The organism is Pelomonas parva (assembly GCF_043555835.1).
Taxonomy (GTDB): domain Bacteria; phylum Pseudomonadota; class Gammaproteobacteria; order Burkholderiales; family Burkholderiaceae_C; genus Pelomonas; species Pelomonas parva.
The window spans coordinates 13,085-26,327 of record NZ_JBIGHV010000012.1; the positions used below are offsets into that span (position 1 = coordinate 13,085).

Below are 13,243 nucleotides of genomic sequence, written 5' to 3' on the forward strand. Positions count from 1 at the left end.
GTCAGGGAGGCTTACTTGCTGTCCTTGACTTCCTTGAACTCGGCGTCCACGACGTTGTCGTCGGCCGGGCGCTTGGCTTCACCTTGCGGTGCAGCTTGCGGCTGCTCGGCAGCGCCGGCCCCGGCTGCCGCCGCAGCGGCCTGCGCGCCTTGCTGGTCGGCGTAGATCTTCTCGCCCAGCTTCTGGCTGGCCGTCATCAGTGCCTCGGTCTTGGCCTCGATGGCGGCCTGGTCATCGCCCTTGATGGCTTCTTCCACGTCCTTGGCAGCAGCTTCGATCGCGTCCTTTTCAGCGGCTTCGAGCTTGTCGCCATGCTCGCTCAGCGACTTGCGCACGCTGTGCACCAGGCCGTCGGCCTGGTTGCGGGCCTGCACCAGCTCGACCTTCTTCTTGTCCTCGGCCGCGTTGGCTTCGGCGTCCTTCACCATCTTCTCGATCTCGGCTTCGGACAGGCCGGAGTTCGCCTTGATGGTGATCTTGTTTTCCTTGCCGGTGCCCTTGTCCTTGGCGCCGACATGCAGGATGCCGTTGGCGTCGATGTCGAAGGAGACCTCGATCTGCGGCACGCCGCGCGGTGCCGGCGGGATGCCTTCGAGGTTGAACTCGCCCAGCGACTTGTTGGCCTGGGCCAGCTCACGCTCGCCCTGGTAGACCTTGATGGTCACCGCCGGCTGGTTGTCGTCAGCCGTGGAAAACGTCTGCGCGAACTTGGTCGGGATGGTCGTGTTCTTCTTGATCATCTTCGTCATCACGCCGCCGAGCGTCTCGATGCCGAGCGACAGCGGGGTGACGTCGAGCAGCAGCACGTCCTTGCGCTCGCCGCCCAGGACCTGGCCCTGGATGGCGGCACCGACGGCCACGGCCTCGTCGGGGTTGACGTCCTTGCGCGGCTCCTTGCCGAAGAACTCCTTGACCTTCTCCTGCACCTTGGGCATGCGGCTCATGCCGCCGACCAGGATGATGTCGTCGATGTCGCTGACCGACACGCCGGCATCCTTGATGGCCATGCGGCAAGGCGCCATCGTGCGCTCGATCAGCTCGTCCACCAGCGACTCCAGCTTGGCGCGGGTCAGCTTGACGTTCAGGTGCTTCGGGCCGGTCGCGTCAGCCGTGATGTAGGGCAGGTTGACGTCGGTCTGCGACGAGTTCGACAGCTCGATCTTGGCCTTCTCCGCGGCTTCCTTCAGGCGCTGCAGGGCCAGGACGTCCTTGGTCAGGTCGACGCCTTGTTCCTTTTTGAACTCGGTGACGATGTAGTCAATGATGCGCTGGTCGAAGTCCTCGCCGCCCAGGAAGGTGTCGCCGTTGGTCGACAGCACTTCGAACTGCTTCTCGCCGTCGACGTCGGCGATCTCGATGATGGAGACGTCGAACGTGCCGCCGCCCAGGTCATAGACGGCGATCTTGCGGTCGCCCTTGCCGTGCTTGTCCAGGCCGAAGGCCAGGGCTGCGGCGGTGGGCTCGTTGATGATGCGCTTGACGTCCAGGCCGGCGATGCGGCCGGCGTCCTTGGTCGCCTGGCGCTGGGCGTCGTTGAAGTAGGCCGGCACCGTGATGACGGCCTCGGTCACTTCCTCGCCGAGGTAGTCCTCGGCGGTCTTCTTCATCTTGCGCAGCACTTCGGCCGACACCTGCGGGGGCGCGAACTTCTTGCCGCGCACTTCCACCCAGGCGTCGCCGTTGTCGGCAGCGGCAATCGTGTAGGGCATCAGGTCGATGTCCTTCTGCACTTCCTTCTCGGCGAACTTGCGACCGATCAGGCGCTTGACGGCGTACAGCGTGTTCTTCGGGTTGGTCACCGACTGGCGCTTGGCCGAGGCGCCGACGAGGATCTCGCCGTCTTCCTGGTAGGCAATGATGGACGGCGTGGTGCGCGCGCCTTCCGCGTTCTCGATCACGCGGGTGGTGTTGCCTTCCATGACGGCCACGCACGAGTTCGTGGTGCCGAGGTCAATGCCGATGATCTTTCCCATTTGGAACTCCTGAGGATTTGGTGATGTATTCGAGTTGTGGATAACTGGCGCCGATTCAAGGGCGTGGCGCCTGTTAACTAGTGAGGACAGAGCATGTCGCTGCGCGCCAAGGTCTGTCCCCAAGTCATTAGCGAGGCGCGGAAACCGTCACGAGGGCGGGCCGCAGCACGCGGTCGGCGATCAAAAAGCCCTTCTGCAGCACGGCGACCACGGTGTTGGCGTCCTGGGTCGGTGCCGGCACCACGGAGATGGCCTGGTGCTGGTGCGGGTCGAACTTGGTGCCCTGACCCGGGTTGATCTCGACCACCCGGTTGCGCTCCAGCGCGCTGGACAGCTGGCGGCGCGTGGCGTGCACGCCTTCCAGCACGGTGTCGACACTGGCGCTGGGCGTGGCGATGGCCGCCTCCATGCTGTCCATGACCGGCAGCATGGCTTCGGCAAAGCTCTCGACAGCGAACTTGCGGGCCTTGGAGATGTCTTCCTCGGCACGGCGGCGCACGTTCTCGGCCTCGGCCTTGGCGCGCAGGTAGGCGTCGCTCATCTCGGCGAGGCGGCCTTCCAGTTCGGCGATCTTGATTTCGGGGTTCAACTCGGCGGCCGTCGGCTCGCCGGCTGCGTCTTCGGGCAGGGGATGTTCGGTCGTCATGGCAGAAAAAGGGGTGACCGCCTCGACATGAGGCGCGATGCCCTGGTTTCAAGAGGGGAGATTCGGAACGATTTGTCCGGGTCAACCCGGATCTTCGTCATCCACCGAGGCCGACCACCGGTCCCAGTCCGCCAGCCGGCGGCGGTCCTGCTTGGTCGGGCGGCCTTGCTCGATGGAGGCTGCCGGCTCCGGCGCCAGTCGGCGCGCCTCGGCGGCGGCCTCGCGGGCGGTGATGCTGGCGGGCGTCTCGGCATAGAGCGCCTGCGCCTGCGGCGCCGGGCCGCGCTGGCTGGACAAGCCGAGCACCGAGACCTCGCGGGCCAGCGCGCCGATGCGGATGCTCAGCACATCGCCCACCTTCACGTCCCGCGCCGGCTTGACCGGCACGCCACCGACACGCACCCGGCCGAGGTTGATCTCATCGACGGCCAGCGCCCGGGTCTTGTAGAAGCGCGCCGCCCACAGCCATTTGTCCAGGCGCATGCTCGCCGGCGCTTCGCTCATTCCTTCGCTCCGGCCGCCAGCGCCCTCTGGTGTTGCAACGCCAGCGTGTCCGGGTGGGGCGAGTCGGTCGGCCAGCCCTGCAAATGGCGCTCAGCCAGCTTGGCCAGTGCGCGCATGCCGGCCGGGTGGTCGTTCAGGCAGGGGATGTAGGCAAAGCGCTGGCCGCCGGCGGCGAGGAAGGCGTCGCGCGCCTCCTGGGCGATCTCCTCCAGCGTCTCCAGGCAGTCGACGGCAAAGCCGGGGCAGATGACGTCCACCGTTTTCAGCCCGCCCTGGGCCAGCTTGACGAGGCTGGGCTCGGTGTAGGGCTCCAGCCACTTGGCCTTGCCAAAGCGGCTCTGGAAGGTCACCAGCCATTCGCCGTCCTTCAACCCCAGCGCCTCGGCCAGCAGCCGGCCGGTCTTCAGGCATTCGCAGTGGTAGGGATCGCCCAGGTGCAGCGTGCGCTCGGGCATGCCGTGGAAGCTCATGACCAGCTTGTCCGCGCGGCCATGGCGCTGCCAGTGCTCTCGCACGGTCTGGGCAAGGGCCGCGATGTACGCAGCGTCGTCGTGATAGCGGTTGATGAAGCGCAGTTCCGGCAGATGGCGCGTCTGCAGCGCCCAGCGGGCCACGTCGTCGATGACGCTGGCCGTCGTCGCGCCCGAGTATTGCGGGTAGGCCGGCAGTACCAGCACGCGCTTCACGCCTTCGCGCTTCAGTGCGTCCAGCGTGGCGGCAATGGCCGGCTGGCCGTAGCGCATCGCATAGGCCACGCGCACGCGCTGGCCGCGTTCGCCCAGCACACCCTGCAGCAACTTGGCCTGCTTGTCGGTCCAGACCTTGAGCGGCGAGCCCTCGGGCATCCAGACCGTGGCGTACTTGGCCGCCGACTTGGCCGGCCGCACGCGCAGGATGATGCCGTGCAGGATGGCCAGCCAGATCAGCTTGGGAATCTCGACGACGCGCGGGTCGGCGAGGAACTGGGCGAGGTAGCGGCGTAGCGCGGGTGCGGTCGGCGCGTCGGGCGTGCCGAGGTTGCACAGCAGCACGCCAGTGTCGGGGCCAGCAGAAGCGGCGCCGTGGCGCTGCGGCGGTTCGGGAAGAAAGGGCATGTCAGTAGAGGTGCTCGGTAGTTGCGGGCCGAGCGCCGGGCCGCTCCCAAGCCGGCCCGCGTGGGCGATGTGCTTGCGGCTCAACGCCGCAAGCATCGCCGGCCCCTCGGGGGACCGGCCAAGGTAGTCCTTGGACGAGGGGCTCCATGTCTAGCGCCGTGAGCGGGGTCCACCGAAAGCTTGGGGCTCCGTGTCTGCAAAGTGCAGCACCTCGAAGCGCACGGTGGGTGATTGTTCATCGCCCGGCACGCCACCCAGGCCGATGACGCCGCTGCCGTGCAGCGTGCAACTGCCGCGTTTCAGGCTCAGCAACTCGCCTGAGTCACCGAAGCGCACATAGGTGCCGTTGTAGGAGAGGTCGGTCAGCTCGAAGCTGCTGCCCTGCCAGTCGATGCGCACATGCGAGCGCGACACGCGGGCGTCGGTGATGCAGTAGGTGGCCTGCACGCTGCGGCCCAGCACGATGGGCATGGCGCCGATGTCGAAGACGCGGTCCAGATCCTGCCAGACCAGGCGCATGCCGTCGGGGTCGACCGAGCGCATCGGCTCGCCGAACTGCGTCGCGGTGTCGTCGGCGCCGAGCAGCACGGTGGCGTCCATGCGGTAGACGTGCACGGGCTCGATGCGGCCGCGCACGGAGATGCGGTCCAGGCTGCGAAAGCGCCCCTTGGAGGCGCGATGCAGGCCGGCCAGCACCTCGGCCGTGATGAGGATCTCGCCGTCGCCGGCGTGGTCGATGAGGCGGGCCGCGACATTGACCGCGTCGCCGAAGCAGTCGCCGTTCAGCTCCACCACCTCACCGCGCGCCAGCGCCACCTGCAGGCGCAGTGCCAGCATGGCGGGGTTGTTCAGCCGGCGCGCGCGCTGCACGGTGCGCTCCAGCATCTCCTGCATGCGCTGGGCCGCGCGCACACCGTCTCGCGGCGTCTCGAAGGCGGCCATCAGGCCGTCGCCGAGGGTCTTGATCAGATGGCCGCCGCTCTCCAGCACGGCCTCGCTGATCTGGCTGACCGTCTGGGTCACCAGGCCGCTGGCCTCGGCATTGCCGAGGGACTCGTAGAGCCCGGTGCTGCCACGCAGGTCGGCGAAGAGGACGGTGCGCTCTCTGATCGCGGTCATGGGTTCAGTGTAGGACGCAAAAAAGGCCGGGCGAAGCCGGCCTTGCGGTGTCGCGCGCAGCTTGTGCCCCGCCTCGCTGTGCGAGTCAGGGCGCAAGTCGCGTTGCCGCTACGCGGCAGTTCGCTGGCGCGAACCACGTCCCTGGCCAACCTTTACAGGTTGTCCAGATACGTGCGCAACTTGTCACTGCGGCTCGGGTGCTTCAGCTTGCGGATCGCCTTGGCCTCGATCTGGCGGATGCGCTCACGCGTCACGTCGAACTGCTTGCCGACTTCTTCCAGCGTGTGGTCGCTCTGCATTTCGATGCCGAAGCGCATGCGCAGCACCTTGGCTTCGCGCGGCGTCAGGCTGTCGAGGATGTCCTTCACCACGTCGCGAAGGCCAGCCTGCATCGCGGCCTCGATGGGCGCCGTGTTGTTGGTGTCCTCGATGAAGTCGCCCAGGTGGCTGTCGTCGTCGTCGCCGATCGGCGTCTCCATGGAGATCGGCTCCTTGGCGATCTTCATGATCTTGCGGATCTTGTCTTCCGGGATCTCCATCTTCTCGGCCAGCGTCGGCGCGTCCGGCTCGAAGCCGAACTCCTGCAAGTGCTGGCGCGAGATGCGGTTCATCTTGTTGATCGTCTCGATCATGTGAACCGGGATGCGGATGGTGCGGGCCTGGTCGGCAATGCTCCTCGTGATGGCCTGGCGGATCCACCACGTCGCATACGTCGAGAACTTGTAGCCGCGGCGGTATTCGAACTTGTCCACCGCCTTCATCAGGCCGATGTTGCCTTCCTGGATCAAGTCCAGGAACTGCAGGCCGCGGTTGGTGTACTTCTTGGCGATGGAGATCACGAGGCGCAGGTTGGCCTCGATCATTTCCTTCTTCGCGTCACGAGAGGCCTTCTCACCCTCGTTCATCTTCTTGTTGATGTCCTTCAGGTCGTCCAGCGGCACGACGGCCTTGGCCTGGATGTCCGTCAGCTTCTGCTGCAGCTCCTGCACCGGCGGCAGGTTGCGCGCCAGGATGACGCTGTACGGCTTGCCGGCAGCGACTTCCTTCTCGGCCCACTTCAGGTTCAGTGCATTGGGCGGGAAGGTCTTGATGAAGTGCTCTTGCGGCATGCCGCACTTGTCGACCACGATCTTGCGCAGCTCACGCTCGTAGCGGCGCACGTCGTCCACCTGGCTGCGCAGGATGTCGCACAGCTTCTCGATGGTCTTGACCGTGAAGCGGATCGTCATCAGCTCGGCGCTGATGGCCTGCTGGGCCTTGTTGTACGGGAGGGACTTGTAGCCGTCCTTCTCGAAGGCCTTGCGCATCTTGTCGAAGGCGACGGACATGGTGTCCAGCTTCACCAGTGCGGCATTCTTCAGCTCTTCGAGCTTCTTGGTCAGCGCCTTGGAGCCGCCGTTGCCGTCGTCGTCGTCCTCCTCGTCGAATTCGTCGAAGTCTTCCTCGGCCACATAGTCGTCGGCCTCGTCGGCGGCGACGAAGCCGTCCACGACTTCAGAGATCTGCATCTCGCCGGCGCGGATCTTGGTGGAGAACTCGAGGATGTGGGCGATGGTCGTCGGCGAGGCCGAGATTGCCAGCATCATGGCCTGCAGGCCGCCTTCGATGCGCTTGGCGATTTCGATTTCGCCTTCACGCGTCAGCAGTTCGACCGTGCCCATCTCGCGCATGTACATGCGCACCGGGTCGGTCGTGCGGCCGAACTCGGAGTCCACCGTCGACAGCGCCGCTTCGGCGGCTTCTTCGGCTTCTTCCTCGGTCGACGTGGCCGTCGTGTTGCCCTGGATCAGCAGCGTGGCGGCGTCGGGCGCCTGCTCGTACACGGCGATGCCCATGTCGTTGAGCATGGACACGATGGCTTCGAGGATTTCCTCGCTGACCAGCTTCTCGGGCAAGTGGTCGTTGATTTCCTGGTGCGTCAGGAAACCACGCGTCTTGCCCATCTTGATGAGGGTCTTCAGCTCGCTGCGGCGCTTGAGGGCTTCCTCTTCGGTCAGCGCGGTCTCTTCCAGGCCGAACTCGCGCATCAGCGCACGCTCCTTGGCGCGGCTGACCTTCATGCGCAGCGGCTTGGCCTTGGGCGTGTCTTCCGCCACGGCGGTGACTTCCTCGACCTCCGCTTCCACCTCGCCCTCCAGCTCGGCGTCGACGTCGGACAGGTCCACGTCTTCCTCGACGACCTTCTTGCCACCGGCCTTCTTGGACTCGGTCTCCGCCTTGGGTTTGCGGCCGCGCTTGGGCTTGTCTTCGTCTGACCCGGCCGCCTTGGCGGTCTTGCCGGCGGGCTTCGCGGTCTTGGCCGGCGCCTCGGCGGCTGCCTTCACGGCAGTCTTCTTCTGGAGTTCTTCGGCGGGGGCGGGGCTGGCCTTGGTCGCGGTCTTCTTGGCGGTCATGCAGGTCCTTCGAGGGGTTTGCGCGGGTCAATTCAGAAATGCAGCAGCCACCGCAGCCGGCCCGGGCTCGGACTCAATCCGGCGGGGCTGGGGGCGGTGGCTTTCACCGTCAGGGTTTCAGTGAGGGACCCTGGCGTGGCGCGAACAAGCTGGCGTGATCGTTTGGTATGCAGAGCTGGCGGATATCTTGGCCATCAAAACTCTTAGCGAGTTGCCCAGTGTCGCTGGGTGGCCGGGTCCGGCATTTCTCTGCCGTCACTCTTGTTGACGCGCGCGGAAAACGCAAGATTATCCACGCGTTTCATCGCGAGGTCAAAATTCAGGGCATCTTGCCGGGCGGGATGCCGTGCCGTTCGCGCGTGCGGGCCAGGGCTTCGAGTGCCCGGCGGCGCTCGTCGTCGGTCGCGCCGCTGCCGCCTGGCAGGGGTGTCGAGGTTTGCGAGCGCAGGCGGGTGACGGCGCGGGCCAGGTCGGCCGCCGGTTCCAGCTCCTCGATGCCCAGTGCCTGCAGATGGCCCACGAGGCGGCTGACCGCATCGCCATGCCCGTCCGCCACCAGGCCGGCCTGGATGACCGCCCAGGGGCTGGCGCCGTGGTGGGTCAGGTGGCGTTCCAGCCAATGGATCAGCTCGCCATGGACGCCTGGCAGCTCGTGGAGTAGCGCGCGGTCCTCTTCGGCCAGCGTTTCCCACAGCTCGCTGTGCTGCAGCAGCAGCCGCACGGCGTTGTCGGTCGGCGTCGACGGCACGGCGCGCGGGCCGGACGGGCGCGGCTCGGCGTCACGGTCGCGGCGGGATTTCCAGTCGCCCTTGCCGCCTTTCCATTCCGCCTTGGGTTGCCAGCGCGGGCGCTCGGCTGGTGCCGGGGCGGCGGCGGGAGCGGCGGCCGGCTCGCCCAGCCACAGCGCCTGCAGCTCGGCCTCCGGCAGCTGACCCTGGCGGGCCAGCTCGCCCAGCAGCTGGCGGCGCAGCAGGCCGTCTGGCAGCAGGTTCCACAGCGGGTGTGCCTGTTTGAGCATGCGGGCGCGGCCTTCGGGTGTGCTCAGGTCGCAGCCGTCGGCGGCGACCGTGGACAGCTGGCGGGACAGCGGCACGGCCGTCTCGACGCAGCGCTCGAAGGCCTCGGCGCCGAGTTCGCGCACATAGGAGTCCGGGTCGTGCTCGGTCGGCAGGAACAGGAACTTGACGCTGCGCGTCTCGGTCACGTGGGGCAGGGCGGCCTCCAGTGCGCGCACAGCGGCGCGGCGGCCGGCCGCGTCGCCGTCGAAGCTGAAGACGACCGACTCGGTGAAGCGGAACAGCTTGTGGACATGCTCGGCGGTGCAGGCCGTGCCCAGTGTGGCCACCGCGTTGCCGAATTCGTGCTGGGCGAGCGCGACGACGTCCATGTAGCCTTCGACGACCAGCGCATAGCCGCGCTGGCGCATCGCCTGGCGGCCTTCGAACAGGCCGTACAGCTCGCGGCCCTTGCTGAAGACCGGCGTCTCGGGCGAGTTCAGGTACTTGGGCTCGCCCTTGTCCAGCACGCGGCCGCCGAAGCCGATCACTTCACCCTGCACGTTGCGGATGGGGAACATGATGCGGTCGCGGAAGCGGTCGTAGCGCTTGGCGTCCTCGCCGGGTTCGACGTCCGGGCTGATGACCAGGCCCGATTCGACCAGCTGCGGGTCGTCGTAGGCCGGAAAGCCGCTGGACAGCGAACGCCAGCCCTCGGGCGAGTAGCCCAGGCCGAAGCGGGCGGCGACCTGGCCGGTCAGGCCGCGGCCCTTCAGGTATTCGACGGCGCGTGGCGACTTGCGCAGCTGCGCCTTGTAGAAATCGGCGGCGCGAGCCAGCACGTCGGTGAGGCTGTGCTGCTTCTCCTTCTCGGCCTTCGCGCGCTCGCGCTGTTCCGGAGAGCGTTCGTCCTGCGGCACCACCATGCCGACCTGTTGGGCCAGGTCTTCCACGGCCTCGACGAAGGTCGCGGCGGTGTGTTCCATCAGGAAGCCGATGGCGTTGCCGTGCACGCCGCAGCCAAAGCAGTGGTAGGTCTGGCGGCTGGGGCTGACGATGAAGCTGGGCGATTTTTCGCCGTGGAAGGGGCACAGGCCCTTGTGGTTGATGCCGGCCTTCTTCAGCTCGACATGGCGGCCCACCACCTCGACGACGTCGACGCGGGCCAGCAGGTCGTGGATAAAGCCGGGCGGGATCACCCCGAGAGTTTAAGGAGCCTGCAGTGCCGCCCTGGACTGGCTGGCCCAGTCGCTCCTGGCGAAGGCGTCCATCCAGCCGGTCAAGGCCATGGGGTGCATGGCGGCGGCGATGCCGTTGCCCTGGCCGAGGCGGCAGCCCAGCCGCAGCAGCTCGCGGGCATGGGCGCGGCTCTCGACGCCCTTGGCCAGCACGTTGCAGCCGATGTTGCGGGCCAGGCCGATGACGCCCTCCACGAGGGACAGGTCTTGCGCATCGCCCAGCATGCCTTGCACATAGCCGCGGTCCAGCTTGAGCGTGTCCACCGACAGCTGCTTCAGCGAGGACAGCTTGGAGTAGCCGGCGCCGAAGTCGTCCAGCGCGATGCCCACGCCCAGCGCCACGCAGCGCTGAATCAGCGCCTGTGTGGCGACCGTCTCGGCCAGCGCGTCGGACTCCAGCACGTCCAGGTGCAGCAGGTGGGCCATCTCGGGCGGCTGGCGCTGGATGAGTTCCTGCAGGCGCTGCGGGAAGTCGGGCCGCCTCAGCTGCCGGGCACCGACATTGACGCTGACCGGCAGGCCGCGTCCGCCGTTGAGGCCGGCACGTGCCCAGGCCGCCATCTGTGCCAGCGCGCGTTCGATGACCCAGTCGCCGATCTGTACGGCCAGGCCGGTGGTCTCGCTCAGCGGCAGGAAGTGCGCCGGCGTCAGCAGGCCGCGCTCCGGGTGCTGCCAGCGCAGCAGCGCCTCCACGCCCATGACCTGGCCGGTGCGCAGGTCGATCTGCGGTTGGTAGTGCAGCAGCAGCTCGTCGGCGTCGAGCGCCTGCTGCAGGCGGGCCAGCGCGATCAGGCCGGCTTCGTCGCGCTGGTGCAGCGTCGGGTCGTGGAACTGCACGACGCTGCGGCCGGCATGCTTGGCGCGGTACAGCGCGTGGCCGGCATGGCGCAGCAGCGTTTCGGGGTCGGCGTCGTCCAGCGGATAGAGCGTGGCGCCCATGCTGGCGCCGATCTCCAGTGCCAGGCCGTTGCCGATGCGGCTTTCGCGGATGGCCACCGGCGTGGACAGCAGGCCCAGCAGGCGGTCGACGGCGCGTTGGGCCTCCTCGGGCGTCTGCACGCGCAGCAGCACGGCGAACTCGTCACCGTGCAGGCGGGCGAGCTGGTCGGCGGTGTCGGGCCAGGCGCCGCGCGCGCCGCGCAGCGTCGCCTGCAGCCGGCCGCTGAGCTGCAGCAGCACGGCGTCGGCGACGATCTGGCCATGCTCGGCATTGAGGCGGCCGAAGTCGTCCAGGTCGATGATGCCGACGACGAGCTTGAAGCCGTCGCGGTTGGCGGCCGTCATGGCCTGGGGCAGCAGGCGCATGAACTCGTCGCGGTTGGGCAGGCCGGTGGCGCTGTCGTAGCGCGTGCTTCGGCGCAGCAGCTCCTGCTGGCGCAGGCTCTCGCCCAGGTCGGTCAGGCTCAGCAGCCGCCAGCGCGGCTGGGCGCCGTGGGCTTCGGGCACCGGGCTGAGGCGCGCGGCGAAGACATGGCGGCCGCCGTCGTCCAGGTCGGCTTGCAGCTGGCCGCTCCAGCTTTCGCCGGTCTGCAGCTGCGCTTGCAGCTCGGCCGGGTCGTGGCCGCTGCGCTGCAGGTTGGCCAGGCTCAGTGGCGCGGCCGGGCGGCCGATGAGGGCCTCGCGCGAGGCGTGCAGCAGCTCGCAGCAGGCCGGGTTGACCTCGACGATGCGCCACTGCAGGTCGACGACGGCCAGCCCTTCGGCCGCTTGCTGGAACAGCGTGGCCGACATGCGCTCGCGCTCCTCGGCGGTGTGGCGCCAGCTCACGTCGGCCAGCGTCATGATGAGGCTGCGCGCCCGGCCTCTCGGGTCACGATGCGGTACGTGGGCCTGCAACTCGTGCCAGCGCCAGTCGCCGCCGTCGGCGGCCAGGCGCAGCGACAGGCCGACGCGGTCATCACCCGGCACGGTGAGCAACTCCCGCAGCGCGAGGCGCACGCGCTCGCGGTCGCGCGGGTGGGCGGCGCGCACCCAGTCCAGCGGTGCGCTGCCGGCGCTTGCAGCCGGATTGGCCGGGTTGGCGGGCGTCGTCAGTGCCAGCCAGCGGGCCGAGACATGCCGGCGGCCCTCGGGCAGGCGCCATTCGGCCAGCGCCAGGCCCTGGGCGTCCAGCGCGCTGCGCCAGCCGTCGCGGTCACGGGCCTGGTGCTGGCTCAGCGCGATGACGGCCAGCGGCAGGACGGCCAGCAAGGCGCCGGTGGCGTAGGCCGCCGGCCCGGCTGTCGTGCCCAGCGCCCACAACGCGAGCAGGGCGGTGCCCAGGCTGGCATTGCTGCGCGGCGAGGCTTGCAGGGCGTGCAGGCACAGCAGCAGGTGCGGCGCCAGCAAGAGGGCATCGGCCTGCGGCAGCCAGCTCAGCGCGGCCTGGCTGGCAATGGCGGCGACGGCGGTGATCGGCGCGGTCCAGCGGCCGCTGCGCCGGGGCCGCTGGGCGCTGGCCTGCAAGGCGGTGCCGGTGCTCAGCAAGGCCATGGCCCAGGCGCCGGCCAGCGTCAGCGCACCGACGACGGCGGCATTGCGGCTCAGGCCGGCGGCCAGCAGCACGCCTGTGGTCAGCAGACCGGCCAGCAGCGGCGCGGCAAGCCCGGCGAGCAGCGCGAACCTGGCCATCTCGCGCCGGTTGGCCAACCGGCCGGTCAGGCCCAGGCGGCGCAGCAGCGTGCGGTTCAAGACGGCGGCCAGCGGCAACAGGGCCAGCGCGCTCAACAGCGGGGCGGACCTCAGCAGCTGCAGCGGGTCGGCGCCCGGTTCTATCAGCAGTGGCAGGCCGCAGCCGAGCAGCAGGCCAGCCATGACCAGGGGCAGCACCCAGGCGCCTAGCCGCCACAGCGCCGCCAGGCCGAGCGCGGCCAGCAGCATGGGAATGAAGAGTTCGGCCGCTGGCACTGCTGACAGCGCCTGCGGCAGATGCAGCGCCGGCGGCAGGACCGGGGTGGCCAGCGCCCAGGCGGCGATGAGGCCGCCGCCGAGCCCCGTCAACGCGGCCCAGCCGACGCGGCGCAAGCGGCGCCAGCCGCGCCGGCGGTCGTGGATGCGCCGCGGGCTGGACGGCAACGCCGTGGCTGCGGCCGGCCGCTCGGCGGCGGTTCCGCCGGCGCCGCCGTTGTCGAGCGCATCGCTCACGCTGGAGAACAGATCCATGGCTCAGCCAAGCGCCGCATTGCGGGCCAGGCACCGTCGCGCTGAACGAGCGCAGGCGGCGGCCCCAGGGTCAAACCCGGGGAGCGGCGGCGGTGACGACATGACGAAAGCCATGCGGCGAGTTTATGGGGCGCCTCGCT

General features: G+C 68.6%; 8 protein-coding genes. All 8 read right to left on the reverse strand.

Going from position 1 to position 13,243, the window contains the following annotated elements; all coding sequences use genetic code 11:
- Positions 1-11 precede the first annotated feature (11 nt).
- Positions 12-2,015, reverse strand: coding sequence for a molecular chaperone DnaK (gene dnaK, locus ACG00Y_RS25550; protein ID WP_394484213.1), 2,004 nt, complete (start codon positions 2,013-2,015; stop codon positions 12-14).
- Between the two features lie 85 nt (positions 2,016-2,100).
- Positions 2,101-2,619 carry a nucleotide exchange factor GrpE gene (gene grpE / locus ACG00Y_RS25555; RefSeq protein ID WP_394483889.1) on the reverse strand — a complete coding sequence of 173 codons (519 nt, stop codon included), beginning with the start codon at positions 2,617-2,619 and terminating at the stop codon, positions 2,101-2,103.
- Between the two features lie 81 nt (positions 2,620-2,700).
- On the reverse strand, positions 2,701-3,123 hold the full coding sequence (locus ACG00Y_RS25560; RefSeq protein WP_394483891.1) for an RNA-binding S4 domain-containing protein: 423 nt from the start codon (positions 3,121-3,123) through the stop codon (positions 2,701-2,703).
- Complete coding sequence (gene hemH, locus ACG00Y_RS25565) at positions 3,120-4,217, reverse strand: ferrochelatase (protein WP_394483893.1); 1,098 nt, start codon at positions 4,215-4,217, stop codon at positions 3,120-3,122. Before hemH ends, ACG00Y_RS25560 begins: the two co-directional genes overlap by 4 nt.
- Positions 4,218-4,367: 150 nt before the next feature.
- On the reverse strand, positions 4,368-5,336 hold the full coding sequence (locus ACG00Y_RS25570; protein ID WP_394483895.1) for an adenylate/guanylate cyclase domain-containing protein: 969 nt from the start codon (positions 5,334-5,336) through the stop codon (positions 4,368-4,370).
- Between the two features lie 152 nt (positions 5,337-5,488).
- A complete protein-coding gene (gene rpoD, locus ACG00Y_RS25575) occupies positions 5,489-7,729 on the reverse strand; it encodes an RNA polymerase sigma factor RpoD (protein WP_394483897.1) in 2,241 nt (746 codons plus the stop codon).
- Between the two features lie 319 nt (positions 7,730-8,048).
- Positions 8,049-9,923, reverse strand: coding sequence for a DNA primase (dnaG, locus tag ACG00Y_RS25580; protein ID WP_394483899.1), 1,875 nt, complete (start codon positions 9,921-9,923; stop codon positions 8,049-8,051).
- 9 nt (positions 9,924-9,932) lie between these two features.
- Positions 9,933-13,103 carry a putative bifunctional diguanylate cyclase/phosphodiesterase gene (locus ACG00Y_RS25585; protein WP_394483900.1) on the reverse strand — a complete coding sequence of 1,057 codons (3,171 nt, stop codon included), beginning with the start codon at positions 13,101-13,103 and terminating at the stop codon, positions 9,933-9,935.
- Positions 13,104-13,243: the final 140 nt, after the last annotated feature.